Here is a 24,012-nt window from a genome sequence, read left to right on the forward strand (position 1 = left end):
GGTACGGCGGGCCCGCCCGCCGTACCCCCTTCGGAGAGGGAGGCAATCGTTGAGACGGGTGCGCGCCTGGCTCCCGGGGCTGCTCCTGGTCACGCCGTCGATCGTGGCGATCGGCGTGTTCGTGTACGGCCTGCTGGGCTGGAACTTCCGGCTGGCCATGACGGACCAGCACGACGAGGTGTCCGAGGGCAGCTTCGTCGGGCTGCGGAACTTCATCGACATCTGGGATCAGGCCAGGTGGCATCTGTCGGTGAACCACGCGATCGTGTTCACGGTCGTGTTCGTGGCCGGGGCGCTGGTGCTGGGCTGGTTCCTGGCGTTCCTGATGGAGAAGGGCATCTGGGGCGAGGGGACGTTCCGGGCGATCTACCTGTTCCCGATGGCCGTGTCGTTCGTCGCCACCGGCATCGTGTGGCGGTGGCTGATGAACTCGGGCATGGACGAGCGGGCGGTCGGGCTGAACCGGCTGTTCGACGCGGTGGGGTTGCCGCAGTGGGAGTGGTTCCGGAACCAGGAGTGGGGCATGGCGGCGATGGCGCTGCCGGCCGTCTGGCAGATGTCCGGATATGTCATGGCACTGTTTCTCGCCGGGTTCCGCGGCGTCCCCGAGGAGCTGCGGGAGGCCGCGCGGGTCGACGGCGCCACCGAGTGGGGCGTCTACCGGCACGTCGTGCTGCCCCTGCTGCGCCCGGTGACGCTGTCCGCGCTGATCATCCTCGGCCACATCTCGCTCAAGGTGTTCGACCTGATCGTCGCGGTCTCCGGCAAGCAGATCGTCACGGACGTGCCCGCCGTGTTCATGTGGGTGGCGGTGTTCGACTCCCACGACCCGGCCAAGGGCGCCACCATCGCCTCGTACATCGTGCTCAGCGTCGCCGTGTTCGTGATCCCGTACCTGATCTGGTCCGTCCGCAAGGAGAGGCGCTCATGAGGCACGCGGGCTCCTGGGTGCGGCTCGTCCTGCTGATCGCGTTCGTGGTGGTCTTCCTGGTCCCCATCTACGTGCTGCTGGTCACCAGCTTCAAGCCGCTGACCGAGGCGGATCCCGGCCAGGCGTGGAACCTGCCGGAGACCTGGACGTTCGAGGCGTGGGGCGTGGCGTGGGAGAAGCTCGCCCCCGGGCTGTGGAACAGCGTGCTGCTCGCGGTGCCCGGCTCGATCCTGTCGTGCGCGCTCGGCTCCATGAACGGCTACGTGCTGTCCAAGTGGCGCTTCCCCGGCGCGGACGTGCTGTTCACGCTGTTCCTGTTCGGCATGTTCATCCCGTACCAGGGGGTGATGATCCCGCTGGTGCAGCTCCTGGTCGGACTGAACGAGCTGACCGGGCTCCAGGGCGTCTTCTACGGCGGCATCCCCGGCCTGGTGCTCGCGCACGTGGTGTACGGCATCCCGATCTGCACGCTGATCTTCCGCAACTACTACGTGACGATCCCGGACGAGCTGATCGAGGCGTCACGGGTCGACGGGGCCGGGATGCTGCGCGCGTACTGGTCGGTGGTGCTGCCGGTGTCCGGCCCGGCGATCGCCGTGGTGATCATCTGGCAGTTCACCTCGCTGTGGAACGACTTCCTGTTCGCCGTGTTCCTCACCGGGCCGACGAGCTGGCCGACCACGGTGATGCTGAACAACATCGCCGGCGCCCAGGCCACCCCCTACAGCCAGCAGATGGCCGCGGCGATCCTGGCCTCGATCCCGACCATGCTCATCTACGTGCTGCTGGGCCGCTTCTTCATGCGCGGCCTGATGGCTGGCGCGCTGAAAGGGTGACGGCCGGGTTGGCGCAGTGCAGCAGGGGCTCGCCGCGCACGTAGCGGGCCACGTCGGCGGCGACGATGGAGGCGGCCTTCGCGGCCGTCTCCTTGCTCGCCCCGGCCAGGTGCGGCGTCATCACCAGGTTCGGCGCGGTCAGCAGCCGGGACCCGGCGGGGATGGGCTCCTCGGGGAAGACGTCCATCGCCGCGCCGAACAGGTGACCCGACTCCAGCGCGTCACACAGCGCGTCGTAGTCGAGCAGCGCCCCGCGCGCGCAGTTGACCAGCACCGACCCGGCCGGCATGCGGGCGATCTCGGCGGCGCCGATCATGCCGGCCGTCTCCGGGGTGGCGCGGGCGTGCAGCGACACGAACCGCGACCGCGACAGCAGCTCGTCCAGCTCCACCCGGCCGGGCACGTCCACGTACGGGTCGAAGACCAGCACCTCGGCGCCGAACCCCGCCAGCATCCGGGCCACCCGGCGGCCGATCGCGCCGTAGCCGACCAGGCCGACCGTGCTGCCCTCCAGCTCCGGGCCGACGTTGTCGTAGACGTAGTAGTCGCCGCGCCACACGCCCCCGGCCAGGTCGGCGTGCGTCTGCGGGACGCGCCGGGTGGCGGCCAGCAGCATGGCCAGCGTGTGCTCGGCGGTGGCGACGGCGTTGCGGCCCGGCGCGAACGTCACCGCCACGCCCGCCTCGGTGGCGGCAGCCAGGTTCGCGTTCACCGGGCCGCCCCGGCTCACCGCGAACAGCCGCAGGTCGGGGCAGGCGTCGAGGACGCGCCGGGTGAGCGGCGCCATCTGGGTGACGCACGCCTCGACGCCCTGCAGCGCCTCGATCAGCTCGTCCTCCACGTCCGACGCCTCGTCGACCTCGCCCACCCGGCCGAAGGGCACCACGGGCCACGGCAGCGTGAGCTCGCCGGTCAGCACCTCGCCGGGGACCTCGCGGCGCAACGCGTCGATGAGCAGGTCGTTGCGGACGAAATGGTCACCGGCGGCCAGGACTCGGATGGTCAACGCAGAGCTCCAATCGGGGAGTTGTACTTCAGGATCGCGACCTGCTCGCCGCGCAGCCGCAGCTCGGTGAGCGCGCAGTTGTCCAGGCGCGGGAACAGCCGCCGGTACTCGCCGAGCGGCACGCCGATCAGCCGGCACAGCGCGATCCTGATCGCGGTCGTGTGCGCGACCACCAGCACCCGGCCGCCGGGCCGGTCGGCGGCGATGTCGCGGAGCGCGGCGGTGAACCGGTCGGCGGCGTCGCCGGGCCGCTCCCCGCCGGGCAGCGGGTTCGCGCCCGGGTCGGCCTCGAAGGCGGCGCGGGCCCCGGGGAAACGCTCGCGCATCTCCTCGGCGGTCAGCCCCTCGCCCTTGCCGAAGTCGAGCTCGCGCAGGCGCTCGTCCACCCGCAGCTCCACGGCCGCCGCCTCGGCGCTCCCGGCGGCGGTGATGCGGGCGCGGCTCAGGTTCGAGGCCCACACGGCGTCCAGCCCGGCGGTGCGCGCCCAGCGGGCCAGCCGCTCGGCCTGCTCGTGGCCGCGCGGGGTCAGCTCGACGTCGCTGACGCCGGCGTAGCGGTTCTCGGCGTGCCACACGGTCTCGCCGTGGCGCACCAGCACCAGGTCCGTCATCGGGCGCTCCTCTCACGCGCGTGGGCGGCGGCCTGCGACGGCAGCCAGCCCCGGTTCTCCAGCTCGGCGACGAACCGCAGGTACGGCTCACGGTGATCGGCCCCGGACGGCTCGATCACCGCGCGGGTGCGGACCATCCCGCCCGCCCGCGCGCCCGCCGCCAGCACGGCCATGCCGAGGGCGGGCTCGGCGTTCTCGCGCAGCGTCACGGGCCGGCCCAGCACGTCCGCGCGCAGCCGGTTCCAGTACGCGCTCCGCGTCGCGCCGCCGGTCAGGATGATCTCGCCGTCCACGGGGGCGCCGAGCAGGTCCAGGTAGTCGAAGCAGAGCCGCTCCACGAACGCCGCGCCGAGCAGGATCGCGGCGTAACGGTCGACGTCGTCGGCGGGCTCGCCCAGCGTGAAGCCCTCGGCCCCGGCCGCCGCGAACGGGAACCGCTCGCCCCGCGACACCAGCGGATACGTGATCGGCGGGCCGCCCCGCCCGCCGTAGCGGGCCTGGGCCTGCTCGCCGAGCGCGTCGAGGTCGCGGCCGGGCAGGTCGCGGGCCAGCACCCCGGCGCCGGTGCTCGACGCGCCGCCCGGCAGCCAGGAGCCGTCGGGCGCGCGGTGCGAGTAGACGACGCCGAGCGGGTCGTGGATGAGGTCACGGGTCACGCCCTTGAGCACCAGGGTGGTGCCCAGCACCGAGTTCCAGCTCCCCGGCGTCAGGGCGCCGGCGCCGAGCTGGGCGGCGCAGCCGTCGGTGGTCCCGGCGATCACCGGCGTGCCCTCGGGGATGCCCGTGACGCGGGCGGCCTCGGCGCACACCGTGCCGATACGGGTGCCGGGCCGCACCACCTCGGGCAGCATCCCGGCGGGCACCCCCAGCTCGTCGAGCACCTCGTACGGCCAGCGCTCCTCGATCAGGTCGACGCCCGTCTTGAGCGCGTTGCTCAGGTCGGTGGCGACGGGGCCGCCGGTGAGGCGGCGGTTGACGAAGTCGCTCTGGTGGGCCAGGAAGCCGCCCGCCGGCTGCGACTCCAGCAGCCACAGGAGCTTCGGCAGCGCCCAGTTCGGCTGCATGCGCCGGTAGCCGAGGCGTTCCCAGACGGCCGAGCCCGCCTCGTTGACCCGGTCGGCGAAGGAGGCGGCGCGGCGGTCGTCGTACATGAGCGCCGGGGTCACAGGCGCGCCGGCGCCGTCCGTCAGCAGGAGCGTTCCAGACGTGGCGTCCACGGCGAGGCCCGCCACCGGCCCGGTCACGCCGTCCAGGGCCTCGCGGGCGGCCCCGGCGAGCGCGTGCCACCACTCCTCGGGGTCCTGCTCGTGGCGGGGGCCGTCGCGGCGGCTGGTCAGGGGGCGGCTCGCCGCGCCGAGCACCCGCCCGGTCCCGTCGACCGCCATCGCGCGCACGCTCTGCGTGCCGAGGTCGATGCCCAGGTGGACGCTCATGGACGGCCTCGCATCCCGGCCAGCAGCGGCCACGTTCCGGCGGTGGTCTCGCGCAGCGCGAGGAAGTCGCGGTAGGCGTGCTCGTACGGGCCGGGCTGCGGCTCGACGGCCGGGCGCAGGCGTACGTGCCGGTCGGCGGCCGTCTTCAGGTCGGCGCCCGTGGCGGCGAGGCCGACCAGGAAGGCGCCCCTCGCGCCGACCTCGGTGTCGGCCGGGCGCAGCACCGGCAGGCCGGTCACGTCGGCGATGAGCCGCAGCCACAGCGCGCTGCCCGAGCCGCCGCCGCACACCCGCAGCTCGCGCGGCGGCGGGCCGGAGGCGGCCAGGCAGTCCTGGACGACCAGCGTGAGCCCTTCCAGGACGGCCCGCGCCACGTCCTCGCGGCCGTGCTCGACGGACAGCCCCAGGAACGCGCCCCTGGCCAGCGGGTCGGAGAACGGGGCCCGCTCACCGGCGGGGGAGAAGTACGGCTGGAGCGCCAGCCCGCGCGCGCCCGGCTCGCTCCGCTCGGCCAGCTCGCTCAGCTCGGCCGGGTGGTCCAGGCCGAGCAGGCGGCAGGCCCACTGGACGACCTCGGTCCCGGCGAACGTGGGGAAGGCCCGCAGGTAGCCGCCGGGCAGCGCGATCGTGATGCCGACCGGATCGCCGTCGAGGGCGGGCCGCTCGACGACGCTCTCCACACAGAGGGTGGTGCCGAGGATGGCGCACGCCTGCCCGGCGCTCACCGCCCCGGCGCCGATCGCGGTGGCGGCGATGTCGTACGGGGCCATGACGACCGGGGTCCCGGCGGGCACGCCGAGCGCCGACGCCGCGCCCGCGGTGAGCGGGGCCGTGCGGCGGGAGTCGTCACGCAGCTCCGGCAGCAGCCGCTCGGCCCAGCCGAGCCCGAACAGCTCCAGCAGCTCGGGGGAGTAGCGGCGGGTCCGCAGGTCCATGAACGGGGCCGAGCCGTCGGACTCGTCGGCGGCCCGCACCCCGGTCATCCGGGAGAAGATCCAGCCGCCGCACGTCAGCATCGCGGCCGAGCGGGCCAGCCGGTCCGGGTCGTGCTCCTTCAGCCAGGTCAGGATCGCGTGCGGCAGCCCGGAGGCGGCCGACGAGCCGTTGACCCGGAAGGCGGCCTCGGCCAGGCCGGCGCGGTTCCAGCCGTCGACCACGGCGGCGGCGCGGCCGTCGTTCCACAGGACGGCCGGGCCGGTCGGCACCCCCGAGGAGTCGACCAGCCAGCAGCCGTCACCCTGCGCGGTCACGGCGACGAACCGGACCGGACCGGCCAGCTGGGCGGCCACCTCGCGCACCGCGCGGGCGACCGCGTCCCAGACCGCGTCCATGTCCTGCTCGGCGTGGCCGGGCGCGGGCCGGGACACCGTGGTGTCGTGCCGGACCACGACCGCCTCGGCTCCGGCCTCGTCGTAGCCGACCGCCTTGATCACCGTGGTGCCGGCGTCGACGCAGATGGCGGCCATCACGCCCTGCCGTGCGAGGTCCTCGACCTGCGCGAGACGGAGTCGACGACCACCGCCAGCAGCAGGACGGCCCCGGTGACCATGAACCTGATGGACGAGTCGAGGTTCAGCAGCGTCAGGCCGCTGGAGATCGACTGGATGACGACGACGCCGAGCAGCGCGCCGAAGGCCGAGCCCCGGCCGCCGAACAGGCTGGTGCCGCCGATGACCGCCGCGGCGATCGCGTTGAGGTTGACGTCGCCGCCGCCGCTGCTCGGGTTGACCGCGGCCAGCCGGGCGGCGGCCATGATGCCGCCCACGGCCGCGAACGTCGAGCAGAGCACGAACACCGTGGTGAACACGGTCTTGACGTTGATGCCGGCGCGGCGCGCGGCCTCCACGTTGCCGCCGACCGCGTAGACCGACCTGCCCCACTTCGTCCGCGACAGCAGGTAGTGCATGACCAGCACGAGCGCCACGAAGAAGACGAACATCCAGCCGACGCCGCGCGTCTGGCCCAGGTACCAGACCACGAACCCGAGCGCGACCAGCAGCGCCGCGCTCCTCACGGCGAGCGCCGTGACGCTCCTGGCCGACAGCCCGGCCTTGCGCCGCTCCCTGGAGTGCAGGTAGCCGCTGACGAACAGGGCGGCCGAGGCGACCACCGCGAGCGTGTAGGACAGCCAGTCGGGCACGAACGAGAACTGGGCGAAGCTCACCAGACCCGAGTCGAACGGCAGGTTGATCGACCCGTTGGTGCCGAGCACGTACAGCTGGAGCCCGAGGAAGCCCAGCAGACCGGCCAGCGTGATGACGAAGCTCGGCACCCCGAACCGGTTGAAGAGCTGCGCGTACAGCCAGCCGACCACCGCGCCGAGCACGACGGCGGCGAGGATCGCCAGCCAGACCGGCAGCCCCTTGACGACGAACAGCACCGCCAGGACCGCGCCCGACAGCCCGCTGACCGAGCCGACCGACAGGTCGATCTGGCCGACGAGCAGCACGCAGACGATGCCGAGCGCGATCACGCCGACGGCGGCCGACTCCAGCGTGAGGTTGACCAGGTTGGCGCTGGACAGGAAGACCGGGTTGAGGATCTGCAGCACGGTCCAGATGACGATCAGGCCGACGACCACGGGGATCATGCCCAGGTCGCCGCCGCGGGCGCGCTCGACCACGTCGGTGAGCGCGCCGCGCAGGCCGTCGCGGCTCTGCAACCGCTCGTCCTGGCGGTCGGTGGTCGTCGTCACGGCTGCTGTCCTTCCTGCCCGCGCGCGGCCCGCTGGGCCACGACGTTGTCGGTGGCGCCGGTGATCGCGGCGATGATGTCCTCGGCGGAGACGTCCTTCACGGGGAAGACGCCGTTGTTGCGGCCGAGCCGGAGCACCGCCACCGTGTCGGCCACGGCCTTCACGTCCGCCATGTTGTGGCTGATCATGATGACGCCGAGGCCGTTCTCGCGCAGCCGCTCGACCAGGTTGAGCACCTCGGCCGTCTGGGCCACGCCCAGCGCGGCCGTCGGCTCGTCCAGGATGATGATCTTCGGGTCGCCGAGCAGCGACCTGGCGATCGCCACCGTCTGCCGCTGCCCGCCGGACAGCGCCGCGACCGGCACCCGCACGCTGGGGATCTTCGCCGAGAGCTGCCGGAGCAGCTCCCACGAGCGGGTCTCCATCGCCACGTCGTTCAGCCGCAGCGGTCGGATCTCCTGGCCCAGGAACAGGTTCTGGATCACGTTGAGGTTCTCGCACAGGGCGAGATCCTGGAAGACGGTGGCGATGCCCAGCTTGTGGGCCGCCGCCGGGGTGGGGATCTCGACCTGCCGCCCGGCGAACGTGATCGTCCCCGAGTCCGGCGGGTGCACCCCGGAAAGGATCTTGACCAGCGTGGACTTGCCGGCCCCGTTGTCGCCGACCACCGCCACGACCTCGCCGGCGGCGACGTCGAGCGCGATGTCGGTGAGCGCGGCGACCGCGCCGAAGGTCTTGCTGATCCCGCGCAGGGACAGGACGCTCACGAGACTCCCCTACTTGATGCCGAGCTCGGTGCAGCCCTCGGCGTACTCGGCCGTGCACACGTCGGCGGCCTTCATGATGCCGCTGTCGAACAGCACTTCCTTGATGTTCTCCCGCGTCACCACGGTCGGCGTGAACAGCTGCGACGGCGTGTTGAACAGCGTCGCCTCACCGGCCGGCTTCTCGCCCTTCATGAACTTGAACGCGACGTCCGCCGCGGCCTCCGCCACGATCTTGATCGGCTTGGAGATCGTGTTGTACTGGTCGCCCTTGATGATGCGCTGGGCGGCGGCCACCTCGGCGTCGTTGCCCGTCACCGGCGGCACGTCCTTGCCCGCGGCCTTGAACGCGGCGATCGTGCCGCCGCCGGTGCCGTCGTTGGCCGCGACCACGCCGGCGATGTCGTCGCCGAACTGAGTGATCTGGCCGCTGACCCAGGTCTGCGCCTTCTCCGGCTGCCAGTCGGGGGTGTCGTACTCGGCCAGCAGCTTGAAGCCGCTGTTGTCGATGGCCGAGTGGATGCCCTTCTTGATCAGGCCGGCGGCGGCGTCCGTGGGGGAGCCGTTGACCTGCAGCAGGCCGCCCTCGGCCTTCTCCGCCTTGAGGTGGTCGACCAGCGACTGGCCGATCATGGCGCCGATCTTCTCGTTGTCGAAGGAGATGTAGTAGTCGGCCGGGGTGGCCGGGATCGGCCGGTCGTAGGCGATGATCGGCACGCCCTGCGACTGCGCGGACTTCACGATGGTGGCCGCGGCGGCGGAGTCGACCGGGTCGATCACGATCGCCTTGACGCCCTGGGCGAGCGCGGAGTTGGCCTGCTGCTGCTGCTTGGCCGCGTCGGAGTCGGCGTTCTGGTAGATGACGCTGCACGTCGGGCAGAGGGCCTTGACCTTGGCCTCGAACAGCGGCCGGTCCTGCAGCTCGTACCGGGTGGAGGCGAGGTCCGGCATGAGGAAGGCCACCTTGGCGTTCTCGACGCCGCCGGTGCCGCCGCTGCCCGCGTCGCCGCCGGTGGAGCCGGAGCCGCACGCGGCGAGCGCGGAAGTCGCGAGGACCGCCACGGCCGCGATCCGGATCTTGGTTGTGTTCACGGGATCATTCCTCACTCGCTACGTCCTCACGGACGGTTTCGTTGCGTCGCGTCCCCCGAGTGCGACCAGGGACGCCCCCTCACGCAGGGTCACGTCCTGTGGTGCGCCTCACGCTAGCCCGGCTCAGAATATTTGTCCAGCAATTCTGTTCACGGAATTGGCATGGCTGTGACCTGGGGTTCACCCGGAGGAAGGGTCAGCGAGTGGCGGCGAGCAGGCTCTCGGCCGTGAGCGCGTCGGTGACGAGCTGGTTGAAGTAGCCGCCCCTGGCCCCGGCGACGATCGACAGCACCTTCTCCGCGCCCACCGCGACCGCGATCGAGTGAGGGATGCGCCGAAGCTCCTCCAGACCGGCCGCGACCAGGCGCTCGCTGCCCGGATAGCCCACCGGCTCACCGTCGCGGTCGTAGAAGCGCGAGCACACGTCGCCGACCGCCTCACGCAGGCTTGGCGCGTCACGCGGCACGAACGCGGGCACCACCTGCCGCATCAGCGGCGGCGACCCCACGCCCACGATCGCGCACTTCGCGTGCGCCCACTGGTCCATCACCCGGCGCACCGACGGCTCGTGCCGCAGCGAGTAGAACAGCTCGGGGCCCGGCAGCGCGGGCGCGTACAGGTAGCTCGGCACGCCGCCCACCCGCTCGGCCAGCAGCCTGGTCGTCTCGTTCGTCTGGAACCACGGCTGGGGGTCCTGCTGACCGCCCACCGCCGGCGCGATCGTCACGCCCGGATAGCGGCCCAGCGACTCCCGGGCGCACTCGTACACCGTGCTGCCCGACGACACCAGCACCACGTCGCCCGACTTCAGCTCCGCCCCCGCCAGCGCCCTGGCCAGGCCCGGAGCCAGCCACGGGCCCAGCGCCGGGCCGCTCACCCGGGGCACCAGGTAGACGCGCCGCAGCCGCAGCGCGTCGGCCACCTCGCCGGCCAGCGGGCCCTCGGCCAGCGTGGCCGGCCGGTGCACGCGGATCTCCACGATGCCCTGCTTGCGCGCCTCCGTGAGCAGGCGGCTCACCGTCGCCCGGCTCACCCCGAGCCGCTTGGCGATGTCGGCCTGCGTGGCGTCCTGGAGGTAGTACTGCGACGCCGCCGCGTACATCAGCTCGTGCGGGAAGCGGGCTTCCTGTACGGCGTCGTCGTTCATGGCGCGCGCCCCCTGGATCGTGAACGTTGTTGCTGAACGGATGCGCTTTGACTATACCTTCGTGCTCTCCAGAGGAAAGGTTAGAGGGAACCCGCGATCAAGGCGTCCCCCAGCGCGGTCCGCGCATACAGGACACTGCGCCCCGTCCGGGTGCCGGTGATCAGGCCGCTGCCGCGCAACGCCGCCACGTGCCCGCCCGTCCCGCCCACGCTCTGCCCGAGCAGCGCGGCCAGGTGCGTCGTCGTCGCCGGCGTGGCCAGCTCCGCCAGGATCCGCGCCCGCGTCCGGCCGATCAGCGCCACCAGCCCCGCGCCGTCCGCCGCCGGCGGCACCACGCCCGTGCCGCGCGCCGGATAGACCAGCGCGTACGGCCACGCCTCCGCCAGGTACGCGCCCACCCCCGTGGTGAACACCGACGGCACGAACAGCAGCCCCCGGCCGCCCAGCCGATGCCGCTCCCGCCCCGACACGCGCACCGTGATGTGCCCGTCGTCGTGCCAGCGCACCTGCGCGCTCAGGTCCTCCAGCGCCGCCGCCCAGCCGTACGTCGCCAGCCGCCCGGCCCGCTGCACCACGTCGCGCTCCAGGATCGCGTGGAAGAACGGCCAGCTGTGACGGACGATCCTGCTCCACAACTCCTCGAACGCGTCCGCCACCAGCCGCACCACGTCGCCGCCCAGCAGCAGCTCCCGCGCCGGCGCGGGCACCGGCGCCCGCGCCGCCAGCACCCGGGTGATCTCCGCGTGCGCCTGCTCCACCGGCGTCCCCCGCACCGCCGCCAGCTCCGCCTCGAACGGCACCTTCAACCCGGCCGGCGGCGGCGCCACGAAGTCCACGTTCGCCTGCCCCTTGTTCGCCGCCACGTACAGGATCGCCTCCAGCACCGGATGCCTGCGCTCCAGCTCCTCGTACGCCCCCCGCCACCGCTCCAGCCAGCGCCGATGCGGGCCCGGGCCGATCCGGCCGCTCAGCACCCACTGCGCGTGCATCGTCTCGATCAGCGGCGAGATCGCGAACCTGCTCGCCGCCACGTCCTGCGGGGTCACCTCAATGCTCACACCCACCTTTCGGTTATATCCGAAAGCATCGCCTCCGCACGCCGGCGGCCGCCACCATCGAACCCGGCGGCCCCACCCTCCCTCGGGGCCGCCCCCAGCCTGTGAAGGAGTCGTACGTTGTCCACCGAGTCCACCGAACGCGGTGCCACCTTCCGGGAGGTGTTCGCGGTAGGCGAGTTCCGGGTCCTGTTCGGCAGCTTCGCGCTGCTCGTGGCCGGCGACTCCATCAAGATGCTCGCCCTGTCCGTGCTCGTCTTCGCCCAGACCGGCTCACCCGGGCTGTCCGCCGCCGCCTACATGGCCGGCTGGCTGCCCTACATCTTCGGCGGGCTCTTCCTGCTCTCCCTCGCCGACCGGCTCCCCGCCCGCGGCCTCATGATCGCCGGCGAGCTCGTCCGCGTCGTCGTCTGCCTGCTGCTCGCCTACGCCGGACTGCCCGTCTGGGCGATGCTCGCGCTCGTCCTCGTCACCGGGCTGTTCTCGCCCGTCTTCGGCGCCGCGCGCAGCGCCCTGCTGCCCGAGGTGCTGCCCGGCGACGCCTTCGTCCTCGGGCGCTCCCTCCTCGGCGTCACCTCCGCCTCGGCCCAGATCGCCGGCCTCGCCGTCGGCGGCGCCTTCCTCGCCGCCGCCGGGCCCCACACGGCCCTCGCCGCCACGGCAGGCCTCTCCGCCGTCGCCGCCCTCATCCTCCGCCTCGGCCTCCCCCACCACACCCCCCGCCGCACCCTCCTCCCGGAGCCCGTCACCCTCTCCGGGGCCGCGTCGGCCGACCCCGCCACCTCTCCCGCCCACCTCAAGCCCAAGGGCCTGGCCGCCGCCCCTGGAGGGCGCGCCACCTCCGACGGGCGGGCCGTCCCCGAGGAGCCGGCCATTCTCGGCGGGCGGGCCACCCCCAAGGGGCCGGCCGCCCCGGAGGGCGGGGGCGCCCCCTCCCGGGTGGGCGTTGCGTCCGACGATCAGGCCGTCTCCGCCGCTCGCCCCGAGCCCGAGGGGCCGGCCGCCGTCCCCGGGGAGCGGGCCACCCACGACGGGCGGACGAACCCCGAAGCGTCGGCTGCCCCTGGGGGCGGTGGCGCCTCCGGGGTGGGCGCTGCGTCCGCCGAACACGCCGCCTCCGGCGTTCGCCCCGAGCCCGAGGGGCCGGCCGCCGTCCCTGGGGAGAGGGCTGCCCCTGAGGAGCCAGCCACTCTCGGGGGGCTAGCCACTCCTGAGGGGCCGGCCGCTGTCTCTGAGGGGCGTGCCGCCTCGGGCGGGCGGGTTGCCTCCGAAAGGCGGGTCCGCTTCGGTGGGGGTTCGGCGGGGGCGGTGGGGGAGACGTTGCGGGTGAATCGGATGCTCGTGGCCGATCCCCGGGTGCGGGGGCTGTTGCTGGCGTCGTGGGTGCCGACGTTGTGGCTGGCCGGGGCGGAGGCGATGATCGTGCCGTATCTGGGCGGCCAGGGGGAGGCGGGCGTGGTGCTGGCGGCGGCGGCCGGCGGCATGGCGGTGGGGGAGTTCGCCGTGGGCAGGTTCGCGGCGCCGTCGCTGCGGGAGCGGTTGTCGTTGCCGCTCGCGGTGCTGCTCGGGGTGCCGTGGCTGGGGTTCGTGGCGGGTCCGGGTGCCGGCTGGGCGGCGGTCCTGGCGGCGGTGGCGGCGGCGGGCCTGTCGTACCAGCTGGGCCTGCAGCGCCGCTTCCTGGAGGCGGTCCCGGAGGAGGTGCGCGGTCAGGCGTTCGGCCTGCTGTCGGCGGGTCTGATGACGGGTCAGGCGGCGGGCGCGGCGCTGGTGGGGGTGCTGGGCGAGGTGTTCTCGCCGCAGGTGGCGATCGTGGCCGCGGGCGCCGCGGGTGTGGCCGTGGCCTTCGCCCTGGCGGGTTCGCTGCGCCCGCCGCGCCGGGTGGCGACGCCGGTCGGGTGAACTGGTGCGCGCTCACCGGGCGCCACTGGCCGAACAGGTGGTAGGCATGCGTCCATGAACGCACCCACGGCTCAGCGCCTGCGCATCGTTTCCCCGGTGTTCGTCATCGAACGGCTGCCGCATCCGGCGTCGCCCGGGGACGACTGGGTCGTGCTCGTCCGCGGGCCGGAAGGGCTGACCGTGGTCCGTGCGGCCGAGCCTCTGGAGCCGGGGGAGCGGTGGATCGGTTTCTACGGTGGGGCCACAGCCCACGGCCTGGACGTTCCCGGAATGCTGGCGGCGGTCGTCAGGCCACTGGCGGAGGCGGCGGTTCCGGTGTTCGTCGCCTCGACCTTCGACGCCGACCTGGTTCTGGTTCCCGAGCGAAGCGAGCGGGAGGCCGTCATCGCTCTGGAGGAGGCGGGACACCACGTGGAGACGGGGGACGGCCAGGCCCGTGAACCTTTCTGGTCACAGCACTAGCTCGCCGGAGCCGCGGGGGATGAGGCGGACGGGCAGCAGCGGGTGCTCGGAGGGCCCGGTGTCACCGGCCATGCGGCGGAACAGCAGGTCGGCCGCGGTGCGGCCCATGCCGGCGGGGTCCTGGGCGACGACGGTCACGCCGGGGACGAGCAGGTCGGCCAGCTCGAAGTCGTCGAACCCGACGAGCGCCATCGGCTGCCCGGCGAGGGCGCGCAGGGCGGTGACGGTGAGGCGGCCGTTGCCGGTGAACACCGCCGTGGGCGGCTGGTCGAGGGCCAGCATGCGGCGCAGGTCGGCCCGTACGGAATCGAGGTCGGGGGCGCGCATGGCGACGAGCCGTTCGTCGTAGCGGTCGCCGAGGGCGGCGCGGTAGCCGTGCAGCCGCCGGTCGGCGGTGAAGATGGCGGGGTCGTCGCCGAGGAAGGCGATCCTGGTGTGGCCGTGGGCCAGCAGGTGACGGGTGGCGAGGGCGGCGCCGCCGGTGTTGTCGCTGAGCACGGTGTCGGCGTCCACGCCGGGCCCGGGGGGCCGGTCGGCGAAGACGGCGGGGGTGCCGGCGTCGAGTTCGGGCCGCAGGTAGGTGTGGTCGGAGCCGGCGGGGACGATGATGAGCCCGTCGACGCGGCGGGCGCAGAAGGTGCGCACGAGCTCGCGTTCTCTGGCGGGTTCCTCGCTGGAGGAGCCGCTGAGCAGGAGGCAGCCGTGGGCGGCGGAGACGTCTTCGACGGCGCGGCCGAGTGAGGAGTAGAACGGGTCGGCGACGTCCTCGATGACGAGCCCGATCGTGGCGGTGCGGCCCCGGCGCAGGACGCGGGCGCTCTCGTTGCGGCTGTAGCCGAGCGTGTCGATGGCGGCGCGCACGCGGTCGGCGGTGGCGGGGTGGACGCCGGGCTCGCCGTTGACCACGCGGGACACGGTCTTGAGGGCCACGCCGGCCGCCGAGGCGACGTCCTTCATCGTCGGTCTCACGACTGGATACTGCCGCACCGATCCGGCGCAGACAACGTTGTCAACGGATATGGGAAGGTAGATCCGCTATGAGAGCTGCTCTCCTCGTGGCCGGGCTCGTGCTGGCCGCGTTGAACCTGCGCCCGGCCATCGCCGGCATCTCCCCCCTCCTCGACGAGATCATGACCGACACCGGCCTGACGCCCGCGGGCGGCGGGGGCATCACGACGGTCATGGTGGTGTGCCTGGGCGTGTTCGGGCCGGTGGCGCCGGTGCTGGCCGGGCGGATCGGGCTGGACCGCACGCTGCTGGCGGGCCTGCTGGTGCTGGCGGGCGGCGTGGCGGTGCGCGGCCTCGACGGCCCGCTCGTGCTGTACGCGGGCGCCGCCGTCGCGGCCACGGCCATCGCGGTGATGAACGTCGCCATGCCGGGCCTCGTCAAGCAGCACTTCCCGGGCCGGGTCAACCTGCTGACGGGCGTCTACAGCGCCGGCATCGTGGGCGGGGCCGCCGCGTCGTCGGCGCTGGTGGTGCCGCTGGAGCAGGTCACCGGCTACGGCTGGCGCGGCGTGTCGGCGCTGGTGGCGGTGCCCGCGCTGGTGGCGGCGCTGCTGTGGCTGCCGCAGGCGTTCGGCGGGCGGGCGGCGCCGAGGCAGGGCCCGCGCCCGTTCCGCGCCGTGGTGCGCAGCCGGGTGACCTGGTACGTGACCGCCTGGATGGGCCTGCAGTCGCTCACCTTCTACGTGATGCTGGCCTGGCTGCCGAAGATCTTCCTGGACGCCGGGCTGCCCGCGGACCAGGCCGGCTATCTGCTCAGCCTGACGACGCTGGTGCAGGTGGGCGCGACGCTGGCGGTGCCGGTGCTGGCCGGGCGGCGGCCGTCGCAGGTGCCGTACGTGATGGCGGCGACGCTGCTGACGGCGGCGGGTTACGTGGCGGTGCTGGTGGCGCCGGCGACGTTGCCGTGGCTGTCGATGATCGTGCTGGGGGTGGGGCAGGGCGCGTCGTTCGCGCTGGCGCTGCTGATCATCGCGATGCGGCCGGCCGATCCGGCCGAGGTGACGGCGCTGTCGGCCGTGGCCCAGTCGGCGGGCTACCTGCTGGCGGCGGTGGGGCCGCTGGTGTTCGGGCTGCTGCGGCAGGAGTCGGGCGGGTGGACGGCGCCGCTGGTGTTCGGGCTGGCGATGGTGGGGCTGCAACTGGTCGCTGGCTGGTTCGCCGGACGCCCTGATACCTTAGGCAAGGCTTACCTATAAGGCGAAGGGATCGAACGTGCTGACCGAGGTGCTCACCCGGATGGCCGACGCGCGCGGCGGCGTGATCGGTGTCGAGCCGGGCCTGGTCATCGATCCCGACGAGAGCTGGACCCCCGCCGCCGAGCTGGCCCGCGAGCCCCACACGCTGCTGGGCGAGCTGGTCGACCAGACTGCGGCCCGCTGGAACGCGCCACGGCACGTCGGCGCGGCGCTGTTCTGGAAGACCTACGGCTACTGGCACACGCTGCCGATGGCGCTCGGCTGGGCGCTGGACGGGCGGGTGCCGATCATGCGGCTGGCCGACACGTACTTCAAGGTGTCCGACGCCGGGGTGACGATCGCCGCCACCGGCGTGACCTGGGCCTCGGGCGACTCCGCGCCCGCCGCGATCGGCGGCGCGCTCGCCGAGTCGCAGCGCCCGCTCGTCCGGGCGCTCAGCGCGATGGCCAAGGTGGGCGAGCGGACGCTGTGGGGCTCGACCGCCGAGGCGATCGCGCACCCGCTGACGCAGATCGAGCGGGCCGACTACATGGGGCTGCTCAAGGAGATCGGCAAGCCGGTCGACGGGCTCGTCGAGCCCGCCGGTGACGGCTACTTCCGCAGGACGTGCTGCCTGTGGATCACGCTGCCGGACGTGGAGGCCTGCGGAAGCTGCTGCGTGCTCAGGCCACAGCGCTGACGCCGTCGAGGGGCCGCAGCTCGTCGGCGTAGCTGACCGAGACGCGCCGCATGACGCCGCTGTCGTCGATCGAGTACTGGCCGAGCCGCCACAGCGGCGGCGAGTAGGCGTGGATCGAGACGCTGCGCTCGGTCGCGCCGGTGAGCCGGTGGATGTGGTCGGGGCCGAAGGAGAACGAGCGCCCCTCGGGCACCACGGTCTCCAGGTGCTCGCCGCCGATGCGCGGGTTGCACTCCAGCAGCGCGCCCTCCACCACGTGCACCGCGCCCGAGGACACGTCGTGGTCGTGCCAGCCCGTGTCGTCCTCCGGCCGCCAGCACAGCAGCCACACGTCCACGTACGCGTCCCGGTAGAGCGAGGCGTAGTGCCTGCGGCCGTCGGCCGGGAAGTCGACCTGGTCCTGCCAGCCGGCGGGGTCGGCGGCCAGCCGGTCGACCAGGTCGCGCAGCTCCCGCCGGTCCAGGGTGCGTTCGGGGATCGGGGTGCCGAGGTGCTCGCTCACGTTGATGACTCCTTTCCGCCGAGCAGGCGGCGCGGGTTGGTGACATGGACGGCATGTGCGGCCGCCGCGCCCAGCCCGAGGTCGGGCGCGGTGCCGTAGGGGGCGTCTGAGCCGTTGACGACGACGTCGACGCCGAGTTCGCGGACCACGGCGTCGATGGCGCGCGGCCCGTAGGAGGAGGTCTCCACGTAGCTGTCGGGGTCGACCAGGCCCCGGCCGCCGCCGCCCCGGGCGATGAGCCGTTCGGTGTGCAGCGGGGCGAGGCCGGCGAGCAGCGCGAAACACACCCGCAGGCGCGGGTGCCGGGGCCGTACCTCGGCGTGGAAGCGGTGCCAGGCGGCGTGCATCTGCTGCACGTACGGGACGACCGCGGGCCACCAGCCGGGCCCGTCCGCCGGGCCGCGGGCGGGGCCCGGGTGCACGAACAGCGGCAGGTCGCGGTCGGTGAGGACCTCCAGCAGGGCGTCGTCGAACCCGGCGGTGGCCGGGATCTGCAGGCCGGCGAAGCCGCGGTCGAGGTCGGCGGCCAGCCGGTCGGGGTCGGGGGCGCTGTGGCAGGTGGCGGCCCAGGCGCCGAACGGCGGCGGCAGCGCCAGCGCGCCCTCGTGGTAGGCGTCGAGCAGCGGCCACGCCTCGCCGGGCGGCAGCGACTCGATGCCGAGCGGGCTCGACAGCGAGACCAGCGCCAGCTCCAGGCCGGTGGTGTCGCGATGCTCGTGGACCGCCGGATCCACCTCGTAGGGCGGCTCGCCGTCCAGGAGCAGCGTCCAGCCGTCGAGGCGCGGCGGGGTCGCGCGGGCGCGCAGCGCGCGGACGAACGCGGGCGTCCAGACATGCTGGTGCACGTCGATGCTCACCGGAACGGCTCCTTCCTGTATTTCCGACTGACAATACATGAAATCAGGGGAGCTTCTGTCACCGGCACCGTTTAGGGTGTCAGGATGCCCCGCAAGCGAGCGACGCTCCGGGAAGTGGCCCAGGCGACCGGTCTGTCGCCCGCCGCGGTCTCCTACGCACTGCGCGGCCTCCAGGTCTCCGAGGAGACCATGCAGCGCGTGCGCGCCGCCGCCGACCGGCTCGGCTACGAGGCCGACCCCATCGCCAGGGCCCTGGCCAGCGGTCGCACCGGCATGATCGGGCTGCTCTGCGCCTCGCTGGAGGACCTGTGGCAGCAGTCGCTGGCCGTCGGCATCAGCCGCGGCCTGCGCGAGAAGGACCGCTACGCGCTCATCCTCGACGCCGTCGGCGACCCGGGCCGCGAGCGCGCCCTCGCCCAGCAGCTCCGCGACCAGCGCGTCGACGGCATGATCGTGCAGCCGCTCGACCCGGCGGCGGAGTTCTGGCCCGAGCTGTGCGAGTCGCTGCCCGTCGTGGCGATCGGCGACTCGCTGGCGGGCACGGCCGGCGAGGTCGTCTTCGACAACCGGCGCGGCGTCACGCTCGCCCTGGAGCACCTGCGCGCTCTCGGCCACCGCCGCGTCGGCGTGCTCACCCCGACCCGGCCCAGCACCCCCGACCGCCCCGCCGACGTGCACGTCACCGCCGAGGGCGACCGGCTGGGCCTCGACATCGAGGTCGCCACCGCACCGCACGACCTGGCCGCCGCCACCGCCGCCGCCCGCGCCCTGCTCGCCGGCGCCCGGCCGAGCGCCGTCTTCTGCTTCGCAGACTCGATCGCGTACGGGGTCTACGCGGCGGCGGCGGAGCTGGGTCTGTCGATCCCCGGCGACGTGTCGGTCCTGGGCTACGACGACCATCCGATGTCCGGGCTGCTCACGCCGGGGCTGACGACCGTCGACTGGAACATCGACGGGATCGTCTCGGCCGCGGTCCGCCTGATGGCGGCGGCGGCCGACGGCGGGGCCCGGCGCCGCCGCGTCGTCCAGCAGCCCACCCTCCGCGAGCGCGGCTCCGTCGCCGCCCGCTGAATCCTTTGCCCGCCTCCCTGCCTCTTATGACCGAGAACCCATCGACCAGGGAGGTCGTCATGATCGTCGCCGCCGCCGTCATCGCCGGGGCCGTGCTCGTCTGCACGTGCGTGCTCGTCCTGCGCCGCAGGAGCAGGTCGCGTGGCTGAGCAGTCCTGGCCCGGCGCCAGGCTGATCGCGGGCGCGCAGGAGGGCGACGCCGAGTCGATTGCGGCGCTGGTGTCGGGCTCGCACCCGCACGTGCGGCGCTTCGCCCGCTCGCTGTGCGCGACCCCGGAGGACGCCGAGGACGCCGCGCAGGAAGCGCTCATCATCCTCTACCGGAAGATCGGGACGTTGCGGGCGTCCGGGGCGCTGGCGTCGTGGATGTTCCGCATCGTCCGCAACGAGTGCCTGCGCCGTGCCCGGATGCTGGCGCGGCCGCCCGCGCCGCCCCCGGAGACCGCCGCGAGGTCGGCGGAGGAGGAGGTGCTGGACCGCCTGGAGGCCGGGCGGGTGGCGGCGGCGATCGCCGCGCTGCCCGCCGACCAGCGGCGCGTGCTGATCATGCGGGACGTGCAGGGGATCAGCGGCCGGATGGTCGCCGACGCGCTCGGCCTCAGCGTCCCGGCGATGAAGTCACGGCTGCACCGGGCCCGGGCGGCCGTCCACCACACACTGGAGAGGGGAACCGGAGATGTCTGACGGCAGGAGTTTCGCGAGCGCGTCGCTGCCCCGCCACCTGCTGCGCGGGGCGGCCGGGTTCGGGGCGCTGGCCGGAGCGGTGGCGCTGCTGCCTGTGCTCGGACCGGTCAGCCTGCTGCTGGCCCCCGTCGGGCTGCTGGCGCTGCGCGGCTGCCCGGCGTGCTGGGCGATCGGGCTGGCCCAGACGGTCTCGATGGGCCGGTTGCGGCGCTCGTGCGCCGACGGGAAGTGCGAGCTGACCTACGCCGGCCCACGCGGCACGGTCAGCTCTCCGCGTGGACCCGCGACAGGCTAGTCGTCGCCGGGGATGATCAGGCCGAGGATCCAGCTCACGACGCTGATGATGAGCGCGCCCACGATCGCCGACGGCCAGAAGTCGTCCACGTGGAAGGGGATGTCGAGCTGGCCCGAGATCCAGCTCGTCAGCATCAGCATGGCGCCGTTGATGACCAGCAGGAACAGGCCCAGCGTGAGCACGATGAGCGCGCACCCCAGGGCCTTGACGATGGGCTTGACGATGGCGTTGATCAGGCCGAAGATCAGCGCCACGATCAGCAGCGTGCCCCAGTAGGAGAGCGAGTTCTCAGGGGCGGTGATCCGGATGCCGTCGAGGAGCTGGAGGGCCACCCAGAGGGCGGCCGCTGCCGCCAGGGTTCGGATGATGAATCTCACGCTGATTGATCCTCCCACGTTATCGGCCCCCGGACGAGGGAAAGGTGCGTCCCATGGGGGAGGGAGTGAGATGGAAGCCACTGATCTGGAATCGCTGCCGGCCGTCGAGCTGCACGACCGCGCGGTGCGCTACGCCGTGCGCCACGGGGATGTGGGATTCCTGTGGAACCTGCTGAAGGTGATCCCCGCCGCCGAGGCGGCGTCCGGCCACGAGAAGGAGACCACGGCCGACCTGAGCCGCGTTTCGGCGCTGCTCAGCGACGCCCTCGCCGCGGGTGAGGGCGAGCTGGGCGAGGCGCTGCGCCCCGTCTACCTGGCCTACCTGCGCGAGCACCCCGACGCCTAGCCGGCCAGGCGGGTCTCCGTCCCGCCGTAGCCGGCCAGGCCGGGCGTGCCGAACTCCTGTCCGTCCCGGCTGACGATCAATGTCTCGTACGGTCCCTCCGCCGCCTGTTCCAGCGCGAAGCGCCGGGCCAGGACGGGTCCCATCGCGTACATGGCGGTGGCGTAGCCGTCGGCGACGCCCAGGTCGGGGCCGAGCACGGTGACCGAGCCGAGCGTGGTCTCCGGGTCCCCGGTGCGCGGGTTGACGATCCCGGAGCCGCCCGAGGTGGCGATGCCGAGGTCGTTGGCGAACAGCACCCGGCGCACCAGCCCCGTGTGCGGGTCGCGGACGCCGACCCGCCAGCGCTTGCCCGGCGCGGCCGAGCCGCGCACCCGGATGTCGCCGCCGGCGTTGATGCGGTGGTCGACGGCGCCGGCGTTGGCCAGCGCGCGGGAGAGGCGTTCCAGTGCCCACCCCTTGATGTAGCCGGACGGGTCGACGACGCCGTCCCTGCGGGCCTCGAACCAGCCGCCGGTCGCCTCGCTCAGCTCGTCGCAGCGGTGCAGCACCTCGATGAGCTCGGGGATCTGCCTGATGGTCTGGCCGCGGTTCAGCCGGGTGATCTGGCTGTCCGGGCTGGTGGCGCCGAACGTCTCCTGCACCCAGCGCAGCCAGGCGAAGGCGTCGTCCAGCAGAGGGGTGAGCTCGCGTTGCGGCAGGGCGGTACGGATGTCGACGCTGACCTGCGTACCCATGACCGTCTCGACCCGAGCGCTTCCGGGGAAAGTCGTCACCTTTGCCTCCTTGTCCCCAGCTACAGTCCCATATGGCGCGTAATGTCGTGTTAAGCCTATTGCCGGGACTTGACGGTCGTGCTTCTGACCTGGGTCTCCGGCACGGCCAGCCGCGCCAGGGCGCCGCGCACGTACCGCTGGAAGTGCCGCGGCCCGGCCAGCACCACCTCGCGCTCGGCGATGTCGGGCACCTGCCGGCTCAGGCCGGAGGCGCTGACCCGTTCCTTGGCCCGGGGGTCGTGTTCCTGGCCGACGACCAGCACCAGGCCGTACCTGTCCTGGAGGTCGCGCAGCTCTTCGGTCACCCGGTCGGTGCGGTAGACGGCCACGGTGGCGTCGTCCCGGCTCGCCAGCAGGGAGCGCAGCGCGCCGGGCTCCAGGCCGGTGGCGATGAGCACGGTGCCCCGGGTGCGGGCGGGCCCCCGGTGCCCGCGCAGGGTCATCAGCGCCGCGACGCCGTACACGAGCAGGGCCAGGGGCCGCGACGTGCCGAGCAGGACGGCCGCGACGCCGGAGCAGAGCAGCAGAGGAGCCATGTCCACGACTGTGGGTGCCGAACATGAGAACCATCTGAGTAAGGTCTAAAACATGGCTAACGTGCGTGTTGAGCGGACTGATGATGGTGGGTTCAGGGCGACGAACGCCCGCGGCGCCGAGGTGCACATGGGCGGCGGCACCGACGAGGGCGTGTTCACCCCGGTCGAGCTGCTGCTCGCGGCCGTCGGCGGGTGCAACATCGTGACCGTCGAACCGCTCACCGCCAAGCGCGGGCACCGGCTGGTGCGGCTGGCGATGACCGTCGCCGCGGACAAGGTCGAGCCCAACCGCCTGGGCCCGGTGACCATCACCTACGACGTCGAGCTGCCCTCGGAGGAGGCCGACGAGGTCTTCAGGGCGGTCGCGGCGCGGGTGCACGAGAAGTACTGCACGGTCGGCACCTCGCTCTCGGAGGGCACCGAGGTCCGTTTGGACATCCCGTAGCCCTGATTAGGCGGATATTAAACTGCGTTATGACGCGTCCGTTGCATAGGGCTCGGTAGTGTCGAAGCAGGTCGGAAGCAGTGCGACCGGCCTGAGAGGACCTACACCGGAGCGGACGCGGAGGGGGACCGCGGTCTGCCAGTGCGGGACCGCCGGCGCCTTTGGGGGAAGGCGCCGGCCTGGACCGCCTTCGGATCGGGGCCGGGCAGTCTTTGGGGGAAGCTGCCCGGTCCCGATTCTTGCGTATCGTACGGTTTCGTGACCAAAGTCCTCATTGACTGTGATCCCGGCATCGACGACGCCATGGCGCTCGCCCTCGCCGCCGGCGCCCCGGGCCTGGAGATCGTCGCCATCACCACCGTCGGCGGCAACGTCGACCTCTCCCTCACCACCGCCAACGCCCTCGCGCTGCGCGAGTTCCTCGGCCTCGGCGACGTGTCCGTCACCGCCGGCAGCTCCGGCGCGCTGCTGCGCCGCACCGTACGGGCCGCCGCCGTGCACGGCGAGAGCGGCCTCGGCGGCGTCGTCCTGCCCGCCCCCAGCCTCACCGTCGCCGACGGGCACGCGGCCGACCGCATCATCGACACCCTGCGCGCCGCCCCCGGCGAGATCACCCTGGTCGCCATCGGCCCGCTCACCAACATCGCGCTCGCCGTGCTGCGCGAGCCCCGGGTGGTCGAATGGGCGCGTGACCTGGTCATCATGGGCGGCTCGTTCACCCGCGGCAACCACAACCCGGCGGCCGAGTTCAACATCCTCGCCGACCCCGAGGCCGCCCAGATCGTGTTCGGGGCCGGCTGGACGGTCAAGATGCTCGGCCTGGACGTGACGCTCACCGCCACCGTCACCTCCGGCGTGCTGGAACGCATGCGGCCGCTGGGCAGGCTCGCCGAACTCCTGGTCCCCGCCGCCCAGTTCTACGGCGAGGTGACCGCCGACGGCGGCCCGGCCATCCACGACGCCTGCGCGGTCGCGTACGTGATGGACCCGTCCCTGGTCACGCAGACCCCGGCGGTGGTGAACGTGGAGACCATCGGCGAGTTCACCCGGGGGATGACGGTCGTCGACTTCCGCCTGCGCGACCGGCAGCCGAACGCGCTGGTGGCGACCGGGCTGGACGTGACGCGGTTCTGGGAGCTGGTGCTGGGGACCTACCGGGAGCTGGCTGACCGGCTCGGATGATCTGATGTGCGGGCAGCCTGCGGCGGCTGGTACAGTTACACCTGTCGCAAGCGCCGCTAGCTCAGTTGGTCAGAGCAGCTGACTCTTAATCAGCGGGTCCGGGGTTCGAGTCCCTGGCGGCGCACCCCGA

At 73.1% G+C, this 24,012-nt stretch carries 28 protein-coding genes and 1 tRNA gene; 14 read left to right on the forward strand and 15 right to left on the reverse strand.

What is annotated here, in order from left to right; all coding sequences use genetic code 11:
* Positions 1–58 precede the first annotated feature (58 nt).
* On the forward strand, positions 59–931 hold the full coding sequence (locus ACWDXC_RS06145) for a carbohydrate ABC transporter permease (protein WP_449979802.1): 873 nt from the start codon (positions 59–61) through the stop codon (positions 929–931).
* A complete protein-coding gene (locus ACWDXC_RS06150) occupies positions 928–1,767 on the forward strand; it encodes a carbohydrate ABC transporter permease (RefSeq protein WP_364176201.1) in 840 nt (279 codons plus the stop codon). The genes ACWDXC_RS06145 and ACWDXC_RS06150 overlap by 4 nt, the downstream gene beginning before the upstream one ends.
* On the opposite strand, the gene ACWDXC_RS06155 is transcribed toward ACWDXC_RS06150, so the two are convergent.
* The 9 genes from ACWDXC_RS06155 to ACWDXC_RS06195 form a co-directional block, all read right to left on the reverse strand.
* Positions 1,730–2,773: a 2-hydroxyacid dehydrogenase gene (locus ACWDXC_RS06155; protein WP_219506954.1), complete on the reverse strand. Its 1,044-nt coding sequence runs from the start codon at positions 2,771–2,773 to the stop codon at positions 1,730–1,732. The two genes, ACWDXC_RS06150 and ACWDXC_RS06155, sit on opposite strands and share 38 nt — an antisense overlap.
* Complete coding sequence (locus tag ACWDXC_RS06160) at positions 2,770–3,384, reverse strand: histidine phosphatase family protein (protein WP_219506953.1); 615 nt, start codon at positions 3,382–3,384, stop codon at positions 2,770–2,772. The genes ACWDXC_RS06155 and ACWDXC_RS06160 overlap by 4 nt, the downstream gene beginning before the upstream one ends.
* Positions 3,381–4,817, reverse strand: a complete 1,437-nt coding sequence (locus ACWDXC_RS06165) for an FGGY-family carbohydrate kinase (RefSeq protein ID WP_449978594.1) — start codon at positions 4,815–4,817, stop codon at positions 3,381–3,383. The genes ACWDXC_RS06160 and ACWDXC_RS06165 overlap by 4 nt, the downstream gene beginning before the upstream one ends.
* A complete protein-coding gene (locus ACWDXC_RS06170; protein ID WP_449978596.1) occupies positions 4,814–6,283 on the reverse strand; it encodes an FGGY family carbohydrate kinase in 1,470 nt (489 codons plus the stop codon). The genes ACWDXC_RS06165 and ACWDXC_RS06170 overlap by 4 nt, the downstream gene beginning before the upstream one ends.
* Positions 6,283–7,512 (reverse strand): sugar ABC transporter permease, encoded by a 1,230-nt coding sequence (locus ACWDXC_RS06175; RefSeq protein ID WP_449978598.1) that lies wholly within the window; start codon positions 7,510–7,512, stop codon positions 6,283–6,285. Before ACWDXC_RS06175 ends, ACWDXC_RS06170 begins: the two co-directional genes overlap by 1 nt.
* The gene (locus tag ACWDXC_RS06180; protein ID WP_219506947.1) at positions 7,509–8,279 is read right to left on the reverse strand and encodes an ATP-binding cassette domain-containing protein; all 771 of its coding nucleotides are present in this window, start codon (positions 8,277–8,279) and stop codon (positions 7,509–7,511) included. Before ACWDXC_RS06180 ends, ACWDXC_RS06175 begins: the two co-directional genes overlap by 4 nt.
* Positions 8,280–8,288: 9 nt before the next feature.
* Positions 8,289–9,368, reverse strand: coding sequence for an ABC transporter substrate-binding protein (locus ACWDXC_RS06185; protein ID WP_449978601.1), 1,080 nt, complete (start codon positions 9,366–9,368; stop codon positions 8,289–8,291).
* Positions 9,369–9,564: 196 nt separating this feature from the next.
* On the reverse strand, positions 9,565–10,515 hold the full coding sequence (locus tag ACWDXC_RS06190) for a sugar-binding transcriptional regulator (protein WP_219506943.1): 951 nt from the start codon (positions 10,513–10,515) through the stop codon (positions 9,565–9,567).
* 80 nt (positions 10,516–10,595) lie between these two features.
* The gene (locus ACWDXC_RS06195) at positions 10,596–11,573 is read right to left on the reverse strand and encodes an ArsR family transcriptional regulator (RefSeq protein ID WP_449978604.1); all 978 of its coding nucleotides are present in this window, start codon (positions 11,571–11,573) and stop codon (positions 10,596–10,598) included.
* A gap of 117 nt (positions 11,574–11,690) precedes the next feature.
* Between ACWDXC_RS06195 and ACWDXC_RS06200 the strand changes: the two genes are divergently transcribed.
* Positions 11,691–13,469: an MFS transporter gene (locus ACWDXC_RS06200; RefSeq protein WP_449978607.1), complete on the forward strand. Its 1,779-nt coding sequence runs from the start codon at positions 11,691–11,693 to the stop codon at positions 13,467–13,469.
* Between the two features lie 54 nt (positions 13,470–13,523).
* The gene (locus ACWDXC_RS06205) at positions 13,524–13,931 is read left to right on the forward strand and encodes an ACT domain-containing protein (RefSeq protein WP_449978609.1); all 408 of its coding nucleotides are present in this window, start codon (positions 13,524–13,526) and stop codon (positions 13,929–13,931) included.
* On the opposite strand, the gene ACWDXC_RS06210 is transcribed toward ACWDXC_RS06205, so the two are convergent.
* Positions 13,920–14,900 (reverse strand): LacI family DNA-binding transcriptional regulator, encoded by a 981-nt coding sequence (locus ACWDXC_RS06210; RefSeq protein ID WP_449978611.1) that lies wholly within the window; start codon positions 14,898–14,900, stop codon positions 13,920–13,922. The two genes, ACWDXC_RS06205 and ACWDXC_RS06210, sit on opposite strands and share 12 nt — an antisense overlap.
* Before the next feature lie 68 nt (positions 14,901–14,968).
* On the opposite strand from ACWDXC_RS06210, the gene ACWDXC_RS06215 reads away from it, so the two are divergent.
* Both ACWDXC_RS06215 and ACWDXC_RS06220 read left to right on the forward strand, forming a co-directional pair.
* Positions 14,969–16,135: a CynX/NimT family MFS transporter gene (locus tag ACWDXC_RS06215; RefSeq protein WP_449978614.1), complete on the forward strand. Its 1,167-nt coding sequence runs from the start codon at positions 14,969–14,971 to the stop codon at positions 16,133–16,135.
* Positions 16,136–16,151: 16 nt separating this feature from the next.
* Positions 16,152–16,814, forward strand: a complete 663-nt coding sequence (locus ACWDXC_RS06220; protein WP_219506928.1) for a (2Fe-2S)-binding protein — start codon at positions 16,152–16,154, stop codon at positions 16,812–16,814.
* Here ACWDXC_RS06220 and ACWDXC_RS06225 read toward each other — a convergent pair.
* Positions 16,798–17,316, reverse strand: coding sequence for a cysteine dioxygenase (locus ACWDXC_RS06225; RefSeq protein ID WP_308125826.1), 519 nt, complete (start codon positions 17,314–17,316; stop codon positions 16,798–16,800). The two genes, ACWDXC_RS06220 and ACWDXC_RS06225, sit on opposite strands and share 17 nt — an antisense overlap.
* Positions 17,313–18,173 (reverse strand): amidohydrolase, encoded by an 861-nt coding sequence (locus ACWDXC_RS06230; protein ID WP_449978619.1) that lies wholly within the window; start codon positions 18,171–18,173, stop codon positions 17,313–17,315. Before ACWDXC_RS06230 ends, ACWDXC_RS06225 begins: the two co-directional genes overlap by 4 nt.
* An 84-nt stretch (positions 18,174–18,257) precedes the next feature.
* On the opposite strand from ACWDXC_RS06230, the gene ACWDXC_RS06235 reads away from it, so the two are divergent.
* The 4 genes from ACWDXC_RS06235 to ACWDXC_RS06250 are packed head-to-tail and all read left to right on the forward strand — an operon-like array spanning position 18,258 to position 20,223.
* Complete coding sequence (locus ACWDXC_RS06235; protein ID WP_449978621.1) at positions 18,258–19,244, forward strand: LacI family DNA-binding transcriptional regulator; 987 nt, start codon at positions 18,258–18,260, stop codon at positions 19,242–19,244.
* Between the two features lie 26 nt (positions 19,245–19,270).
* On the forward strand, positions 19,271–19,393 hold the full coding sequence (locus ACWDXC_RS06240) for a hypothetical protein (RefSeq protein WP_449978623.1): 123 nt from the start codon (positions 19,271–19,273) through the stop codon (positions 19,391–19,393).
* Positions 19,386–19,928 (forward strand): RNA polymerase sigma factor, encoded by a 543-nt coding sequence (locus ACWDXC_RS06245; protein ID WP_449978625.1) that lies wholly within the window; start codon positions 19,386–19,388, stop codon positions 19,926–19,928. The genes ACWDXC_RS06240 and ACWDXC_RS06245 overlap by 8 nt, the downstream gene beginning before the upstream one ends.
* Positions 19,921–20,223: a hypothetical protein gene (locus tag ACWDXC_RS06250; protein WP_449978628.1), complete on the forward strand. Its 303-nt coding sequence runs from the start codon at positions 19,921–19,923 to the stop codon at positions 20,221–20,223. The genes ACWDXC_RS06245 and ACWDXC_RS06250 overlap by 8 nt, the downstream gene beginning before the upstream one ends.
* On the opposite strand, the gene ACWDXC_RS06255 is transcribed toward ACWDXC_RS06250, so the two are convergent.
* Positions 20,220–20,600, reverse strand: a complete 381-nt coding sequence (locus tag ACWDXC_RS06255) for a phage holin family protein (protein ID WP_219506921.1) — start codon at positions 20,598–20,600, stop codon at positions 20,220–20,222. The genes ACWDXC_RS06250 and ACWDXC_RS06255 overlap by 4 nt on opposite strands.
* A 70-nt stretch (positions 20,601–20,670) precedes the next feature.
* Here ACWDXC_RS06255 and ACWDXC_RS06260 point away from each other — a divergent pair, with 70 nt between their 5' ends.
* Positions 20,671–20,946, forward strand: coding sequence for a hypothetical protein (locus ACWDXC_RS06260; RefSeq protein WP_449978631.1), 276 nt, complete (start codon positions 20,671–20,673; stop codon positions 20,944–20,946).
* On the opposite strand, the gene ACWDXC_RS06265 is transcribed toward ACWDXC_RS06260, so the two are convergent.
* Positions 20,943–21,680, reverse strand: a complete 738-nt coding sequence (locus tag ACWDXC_RS06265; protein WP_449978634.1) for an FAD:protein FMN transferase — start codon at positions 21,678–21,680, stop codon at positions 20,943–20,945. The two genes, ACWDXC_RS06260 and ACWDXC_RS06265, sit on opposite strands and share 4 nt — an antisense overlap.
* A gap of 95 nt (positions 21,681–21,775) precedes the next feature.
* A complete protein-coding gene (locus tag ACWDXC_RS06270; RefSeq protein WP_219506915.1) occupies positions 21,776–22,255 on the reverse strand; it encodes a ferredoxin reductase domain-containing protein in 480 nt (159 codons plus the stop codon).
* Positions 22,256–22,307: 52 nt separating this feature from the next.
* Here ACWDXC_RS06270 and ACWDXC_RS06275 point away from each other — a divergent pair, with 52 nt between their 5' ends.
* The 3 genes from ACWDXC_RS06275 (at position 22,308) to ACWDXC_RS06285 (ending at position 24,006) form a co-directional block, all read left to right on the forward strand.
* Positions 22,308–22,700, forward strand: coding sequence for an OsmC family protein (locus tag ACWDXC_RS06275; protein WP_449978636.1), 393 nt, complete (start codon positions 22,308–22,310; stop codon positions 22,698–22,700).
* 258 nt (positions 22,701–22,958) lie between these two features.
* Positions 22,959–23,882 carry a nucleoside hydrolase gene (locus ACWDXC_RS06280; protein ID WP_449978638.1) on the forward strand — a complete coding sequence of 308 codons (924 nt, stop codon included), beginning with the start codon at positions 22,959–22,961 and terminating at the stop codon, positions 23,880–23,882.
* A 50-nt stretch (positions 23,883–23,932) separates the two neighbouring features.
* Positions 23,933–24,006: transfer RNA gene (locus ACWDXC_RS06285), tRNA-Lys, on the forward strand.
* The last annotated feature ends 6 nt before the right edge of the window (positions 24,007–24,012 follow it).

The organism is Nonomuraea sp. NPDC003214, from assembly GCF_053590035.1.

Coding starts and splice junctions, on each gene's coding strand:
- ACWDXC_RS06150 (WP_364176201.1), top strand. CDS start 928: ATGAGGCACGCGGGCTCCTGGGTGCGGCTCGTCCTGCTGATCGCGTTC.
- ACWDXC_RS06160 (WP_219506953.1), bottom strand. CDS start 3,384: ATGACGGACCTGGTGCTGGTGCGCCACGGCGAGACCGTGTGGCACGCC.
- ACWDXC_RS06165 (WP_449978594.1), bottom strand. CDS start 4,817: ATGAGCGTCCACCTGGGCATCGACCTCGGCACGCAGAGCGTGCGCGCG.
- ACWDXC_RS06170 (WP_449978596.1), bottom strand. CDS start 6,283: ATGGCCGCCATCTGCGTCGACGCCGGCACCACGGTGATCAAGGCGGTC.
- ACWDXC_RS06190 (WP_219506943.1), bottom strand. CDS start 10,515: ATGAACGACGACGCCGTACAGGAAGCCCGCTTCCCGCACGAGCTGATG.
- ACWDXC_RS06205 (WP_449978609.1), top strand. CDS start 13,524: ATGAACGCACCCACGGCTCAGCGCCTGCGCATCGTTTCCCCGGTGTTC.
- ACWDXC_RS06215 (WP_449978614.1), top strand. CDS start 14,969: ATGAGAGCTGCTCTCCTCGTGGCCGGGCTCGTGCTGGCCGCGTTGAAC.
- ACWDXC_RS06235 (WP_449978621.1), top strand. CDS start 18,258: ATGCCCCGCAAGCGAGCGACGCTCCGGGAAGTGGCCCAGGCGACCGGT.
- ACWDXC_RS06240 (WP_449978623.1), top strand. CDS start 19,271: ATGACCGAGAACCCATCGACCAGGGAGGTCGTCATGATCGTCGCCGCC.
- ACWDXC_RS06250 (WP_449978628.1), top strand. CDS start 19,921: ATGTCTGACGGCAGGAGTTTCGCGAGCGCGTCGCTGCCCCGCCACCTG.
- ACWDXC_RS06260 (WP_449978631.1), top strand. CDS start 20,671: ATGGAAGCCACTGATCTGGAATCGCTGCCGGCCGTCGAGCTGCACGAC.
- ACWDXC_RS06265 (WP_449978634.1), bottom strand. CDS start 21,680: ATGGGTACGCAGGTCAGCGTCGACATCCGTACCGCCCTGCCGCAACGC.
- ACWDXC_RS06270 (WP_219506915.1), bottom strand. CDS start 22,255: ATGGCTCCTCTGCTGCTCTGCTCCGGCGTCGCGGCCGTCCTGCTCGGC.
- ACWDXC_RS06275 (WP_449978636.1), top strand. CDS start 22,308: ATGGCTAACGTGCGTGTTGAGCGGACTGATGATGGTGGGTTCAGGGCG.